1 protein-coding gene and 1 pseudogene are annotated in these 791 nt (G+C 73.2%); one reads left to right on the top strand and one right to left on the bottom strand.

Annotated elements, in window-relative coordinates; translation table 11 throughout:
- Nucleotides 1-73 precede the first annotated feature (73 nt).
- A complete protein-coding gene (locus KBX53_RS34655) occupies nt 74-331 on the top strand; it encodes a UBP-type zinc finger domain-containing protein (protein ID WP_210864001.1) in 258 nt (85 codons plus the stop codon).
- Between the two features lie 3 nt (nt 332-334).
- Here KBX53_RS34655 and KBX53_RS34660 read toward each other — a convergent pair.
- Nucleotides 335-791, bottom strand: a pseudogene (locus tag KBX53_RS34660) (MFS transporter); the annotation flags it as partial.

Consider the following 791-nt stretch of genomic DNA (forward strand, 5'->3'; position numbering starts at 1 on the left):
TCCCTGAGGAAGTGCTGGTGCAGGCCTACCGCGACCTGGACCTGGAAGAGTCGTTGCTGCGAGAGGTTGAGAAGTGAGCTGTCAGCACCTGACCGAGGCCGGTGCCGCCGCACCACGCACCCCCGACGAGTGCGCCGACTGCGTCGCCATCGGCGACACCTACTGGGTGCACCTGCGCACCTGCCTCAGCTGCGGGCAGGTCGGCTGCTGTGACTCGTCGCCCAATCAGCACGCGAGCAAGCACTACGCGTCCACCGGCCACCCGGTGATCCGCTCGGCCCAGCCGGGCGAGGCCTGGCGCTGGTGTTTCGTCGACGAGGAGATCGGCTGACGGTCAGCCTGGGTGCGGTGACCGGCTGGCCCGGGCGCGGCGGGTGAGTGGCGGCACGGCGAGGCCGGTGAGTGCGAGCAACCCCGCCAGCGCCAGCCAACCGATCGGGCCGCCGTCGATGATCAACCAGGTCAGCAGGGCAGGGCCGGCCGCGCGGGCCAGCCCGGCGAGCAGCCCGTCGACCCCCTGGTAGGCGCCGAGGGCGTCCGGGGCGGCGAGGTCGTAGGCCAGCGCCGCCCCGGCCCCGGCATGCCACAGGTCGCCCATGGTGTAGATCACCGTCGCGGCCAGCAGCAGGCCGATCGCCGCAGCGGTGGGCACGACGGCGGTCGCGGCCCAGAGCAGCATCCCGGCCGCGAGCACCAGCCCGGCCCGGCGCATCGTCGCCGCCGCCGGCACCGCGTGCCGGGAGCTTTCGCTGAGGCGTACGGCGAGCAGCACTGTGAGCAGCGTGTTGACC

This window comes from Micromonospora sp. M51, assembly GCF_018070305.1.
Lineage (GTDB): Bacteria > Actinomycetota > Actinomycetes > Mycobacteriales > Micromonosporaceae > Micromonospora > Micromonospora parva.